Annotated in this window: 3 protein-coding genes; all 3 read right to left on the minus strand. The window is 34.0% G+C overall.

What is annotated here, in order from left to right:
* Window positions 1-325: 325 nt before the first annotated feature.
* Window positions 326-2,326: an NAD-dependent DNA ligase LigA gene (gene ligA, locus BLW20_RS14305; protein ID WP_091102893.1), complete on the minus strand. Its 2,001-nt coding sequence runs from the start codon at window positions 2,324-2,326 to the stop codon at window positions 326-328.
* Window positions 2,327-2,345: 19 nt separating this feature from the next.
* Window positions 2,346-2,819, minus strand: coding sequence for a DUF6495 family protein (locus tag BLW20_RS14310; RefSeq protein ID WP_091102897.1), 474 nt, complete (start codon window positions 2,817-2,819; stop codon window positions 2,346-2,348).
* Window positions 2,820-2,882: 63 nt separating this feature from the next.
* Complete coding sequence (locus BLW20_RS14315) at window positions 2,883-3,347, minus strand: hypothetical protein (RefSeq protein WP_091102901.1); 465 nt, start codon at window positions 3,345-3,347, stop codon at window positions 2,883-2,885.
* Window positions 3,348-3,469 lie beyond the last annotated feature (122 nt).

The following is a 3,469-nucleotide window of genomic DNA, read 5'->3' on the forward strand; positions in this document are numbered from 1 at the left end:
CGGGATTTTTGCGTTTTGTGACTTTTTAGACAGCCTCTTTTATATTTTAACTAACTAATTCAAATTTAAGAATGATTGCTTGCACAATCATTTAACCATCAGCTTAATGAAAAATCAAGCTTACCTACATCTGCAATTACACATTTGAAAAAACCAAAAGCATAAAGACAATGTACACCAACAGGCTCATAATTCCTTTAAGTACAGATTTCATTTCGATAGATTTCATATTGTTTAATTTTTTACAGTACAAAACTACCAACATCGTGTTATTTACATATTTAATAAATATTAAGGAATTATTACTTCTTTTTTTGAAAAATAATTAATTATTAAGCTGATTTATAAAATCTTCTTCAGCCCAGATAGGAATCCCAAGTTTAGTAGCCTTTTCCAATTTCGCTGGTCCCATATCGGCGCCGGCAACTACCACAGATGTTTTCCCGGTAATTGAACTACCATTTTTTCCACCGTAATCTTCAATTTTTTGTTTGATTTCATCGCGCGAAAAATGTTCAAACTTCCCGGAAACAACCATCGTCATTCCTTCAAATTTATTTGAAACCTGCGTACTTTCTTTTTCTTCAACTGCAAATTGCAAACCGTAATCTTTTAGTCGGTTTATCAATTCTAAATTTGCTTCATCTTTAAAAAAAGCACGAATACTTAAAGCTATTTTATCACCAATTTCATCAACATTTACCAATTCATTATAATCTGCCTGCATTAAAGCATCAATGTTTTTATAGTGTTTTACTAACTTTTTTGCCACGGTTTCACCTACAAATCTAATTCCTAAAGCAAATAATACACGTTCAAAAGCAATTTCTTTAGATTGTTCAATGCTTTTCATTAAATTATCTGCCGATTTTTCAGCCATTCGTTCTAAAGGAAGAATTTGTTCCTTTTTTAATTCATACAAATCAGCATAATTTTGCACTAATCCGTTTTTATAAAGCAACGTAACGGTTTCTCCTCCCAATCCATCAATATTCATTGCTTTCCGACTGATAAAATGCTCGATACGACCAACAATCTGTGGCGGACATTCATAAAAATTGGGGCAATAATGCTGGGCTTCTCCCGGTTTGCGTACTAATGTTGTTCCACATTCGGGACAATTTGTGATATATTGCGTGGGTACACTGCCAATAGGTCTTTGATTAAAATCGACCCCTACAATTTTTGGAATAATCTCCCCTCCTTTTTCCACATACACCCAATCGTTCACACGCACGTCTAACTTTTCAATTTGATCTGCATTGTGCAACGAAGCTCTTTTAACAATGGTTCCTGCCAACTGCACAGGCTGTAAATTGGCAACAGGTGTTATGGCACCGGTTCTGCCCACCTGATAAGTAATATTTTGTAACAACGTAACGGCTTGCTCTGCCTTAAATTTGTAAGCAATTGCCCAGCGAGGATTTTTTGCCGTATAGCCTAACTCTTCTTGTTGATCTAAATCGTTTATTTTAATTACAACTCCGTCAGTTTCGTATGGCAAATGGTGCCGGTGAGTGTCCCAATAATCAATAAATTCAAAAACTTCGTTTAAATTTTTCACCAGCTTTGATTGATTAGGAACTTTGAATCCGTACGAACGTGCTGCTTCTAATGAGTTTTCATGCGTTTTAAAAAATTGGTTCGCACCAACAATCGTATATAGCAAACATTCTAACGGGCGTTTGGCAACCTCGGAACTGTCTTGTAATTTTAAACTGCCCGAAGCAGTATTTCTGGGATTAGAATACGGCGTTTCGCCAATATCGATCAACTCTTTATTCATTTTTTCAAATCCGGCAAACGGAAGGATAATTTCGCCACGAATATCGAATTTAGGCGGATAATTTCCTTTTAATTGTAAAGGTACCGATTTAATGGTTTTGATATTGTTCGTTACGTCATCACCCTGAAAGCCATCACCACGAGTTACCGCTCTAAGCAATTTACCGTTCTGATATGTTATAGAAATCGATGCACCGTCGTATTTTAATTCGCAAACATATTCCACATCAACATTGCCCAAAACTCGTTGAATGCGGTTTTCCCATTCGGTCAGATCTTCTTTAGAATATGAATTTTCTAATGAAAACATTCTGTTTTGGTGAACAACTGTCTCAAAATTTTTAGTGATGCTTCCGCCAACACGCTGCGTAGGAGAATTTAGATCAAAAAATTCGGGGTGCTGCGTTTCTAATTCCTGCAATTGCTTTAATTTTTGATCGAACTCAAAATCAGAAATCGTAGGATTATCCAAAACATAATAATTGTAATTATGCTCATTTAATTCATTTCGCAACGAAGTTATTAAGGCTAAAACATCCATAGAATAATTTATATCGGAATTATTTTTTTAAAATTGACTTTATTTGCTGATACAATTCACCCTGACTTAAAATACCGCCTTGCTGAATAATTTCAAAGATTTCTCCATTCCTGTCGCCACCAAACGTTTTAGCTCCATAACGAATCTCAACCAAGTCTGTTTCTATGTGGTTGCCCAGCCATTTTAAACCCTGATTTGTTAAGAAATCGACCTCTGTATCCAGTGTTTTTAAAACAATTGTATCTATATTTTTATCATCAAACTGAAACAAAAATATATGATTTTTAGAAAAGTGCTCAATATATCGGGCACTTTTTAGAACACCTTCCCATACCAAATCCGAAAAAATATCGATTTCTTGCTCTGCAACTTCCGGTTTTGTTCTTTTAAGTGTATCCCATTCTGCTTTATCTATCTGTTGCGAAGCTAAAAAATTGGTAAATTCAACATGTAGTTCTTCCAATTGTTCTTTTGTCAACCTTGCGTATTTCATATAATAAACATTTTTACAAAAATACAATCTAAAAACGATACCAAAAAGGTAATTTAAATGTGTTTAAATACTTTCGAGTTTATATTCAAATCTTTTTAGCTTGAAGAAAATGCCTGAAACGATTGCTACGCCACAATAGGATTGAATTAAAAGGTTATTAATAATTGTTTCTTCTTCAGTTACCAAATAAAAAGTAATAGTTACACTTGAAACGATTGTAGTTATTAAAAAACCTTTTGCTATTCTAAAATCAACCCTAAATAACTTTAAAACAAAAAAAACGGCAATGTAAATAATTATAGGAATGATTGAAGATATAGCGGCAATATAAAAATAAATGAAAAAACCAAATATAGACAAAGCTCCGAGCATTGTTCCCACTCCTACAACTTGGTTTATATCAGTGTCAGCAAAAGTGGTTGTTCCTCCTGATTCCAAAATGTTAGAGATAATTTTTAACAAAAAGGCAACGAAAGGAGACAGTATAAAAGTAGTTAAAATATGCCCGACTAAATAACTCCATCTCATAATTAAACATTTTATATTCTTCCCAAATATAACCAAAAAACCCTATCCAAATAAATGGATAGGGTTTCAAAAAAAAGGCGGCGACATACTCTCCCACGCTATGACGCAGTACCATCTGCGCA

Origin of the sequence: Paenimyroides marinum (assembly GCF_900108395.1) — a bacterium.
GTDB lineage: Bacteria > Bacteroidota > Bacteroidia > Flavobacteriales > Flavobacteriaceae > Flavobacterium > Flavobacterium marinum.

Coding starts and splice junctions, on each gene's coding strand:
- ligA (WP_091102893.1), bottom strand. CDS start 2,326: ATGGATGTTTTAGCCTTAATAACTTCGTTGCGAAATGAATTAAATGAG.
- BLW20_RS14310 (WP_091102897.1), bottom strand. CDS start 2,819: ATGAAATACGCAAGGTTGACAAAAGAACAATTGGAAGAACTACATGTT.
- BLW20_RS14315 (WP_091102901.1), bottom strand. CDS start 3,347: ATGAGATGGAGTTATTTAGTCGGGCATATTTTAACTACTTTTATACTG.